The organism is Nonomuraea sp. NPDC005730, from assembly GCF_040630865.1.
Taxonomy (GTDB): Bacteria; Actinomycetota; Actinomycetes; order Streptosporangiales; family Streptosporangiaceae; genus Nonomuraea.
In genome coordinates this window covers 1-1,384 of sequence record NZ_JBEXYK010000147.1, presented here as the reverse complement: position 1 = coordinate 1,384, position 1,384 = coordinate 1, and the positions used below count along the sequence as shown (strand labels likewise).

Sequence of the window (1,384 nt, the reverse complement as noted above, 5' to 3'; positions counted from 1 at the left end):
ATGTGGATCGAGGAGAGGACGTCGTCCTGGACCAGGCGCTGGGACAGGATGATGGCGTCTTCGTAGTTGTGGCCCTCCCACGGCATGAACGCCACCAGCAGGTTCTTGCCGAGCGCCATCTCACCGTCGTCGGTGCAGGGGCCGTCGGCGATGACCTGGCCGGCCTCGACCCGGTCGCCCTCGGCGACGATGGGCTTCTGGTTGAAGGAGGTGCCCTGGTTGGAGCGCCGGAACTTGGCGACCCGGTAGGTGGTGCGCGTGCCGTCGTCGTTCATGACGGTGACGTAGTCGGCGGAGACCTCCTCCACCACACCGGCCTTCCCGGCGCTGATGACGTCGCCGGCGTCGGTCGCGGCACGGTACTCCATGCCGGTCCCGACCAGCGGCGCCTCGCTGCGGATCAGCGGCACCGACTGGCGCTGCATGTTCGCGCCCATCAGGGCCCGGTTGGCGTCGTCGTGCTCCAGGAACGGGATCATCGCGGTGGCCACCGACACCATCTGGCGCGGCGACACGTCGATGTAGTCGACCTCACGGGAGGCCACGTAATCGGTCTCGCCGCCCTTGGTGCGGACCAGGACGCGGGCGTCGGTCAGCTCGCCGTCCTCGCCGAGCGAGGAGTTCGCCTGGGCGACGACGAACCGGTCCTCCTCGTCGGCCGTCAGATAGTCGATCCGGTCGGTGACCCTGCCGTCGACGACCTTGCGGTAGGGCGTCTCGATGAAGCCGAAGGCGTTGAGGCGGCCGTAGCAGGCGAGGTAGCCGATGAGGCCGATGTTCGGGCCCTCGGGGGTCTCGATCGGGCACATCCGGCCGTAGTGGGACGGATGCACGTCACGAACCTCCATCCCGGCCCGCTCACGGGACAGGCCACCGGGGCCCAGGGCGTTCAGCCGCCGTTTGTGCGTCAGGCCGGCCAGCGGGTTGATCTGGTCCATGAACTGCGACAGCTGCGAGGTGCCGAAGAACTCCTTCATCGACGCCACGACGGGACGGATGTTGATCAGGGTCTGCGGCGTGATCGCCTCGACGTCCTGGGTGGTCATCCGCTCGCGGACGACACGCTCCATGCGGGCCAGACCCAGCCGGACCTGGTTCTGGACGAGCTCGCCGACGCTGCGGATGCGCCGGTTGCCGAAGTGGTCGATGTCGTCGAGCTCCACGACGGCCTCGCCCATGGACGTCTCCCCCGCGTGCAGCCGCACCAGGTACTCGATCATCGAGACGACGTCGTCCTCGGTCAGCGTGCCCCGCGTGATCTCGGAGTCGACCCCGAGCTTCTTGTTGACCTTGTAGCGGCCCACCTTGGCCAGGTCGTACCGCTTGGGGTTGAAGTACAGGTTCTCCAGCAGGGTCTGCGCCGACTCCTTGGTCGGCGGCTCAC

1 pseudogene is annotated in these 1,384 nt (G+C 67.8%); it reads right to left on the bottom strand.

Annotated elements, in window-relative coordinates:
* Nucleotides 1-1,384 (bottom strand): annotated as a pseudogene (locus tag ABZ444_RS51425) (DNA-directed RNA polymerase subunit beta); the annotation flags it as partial.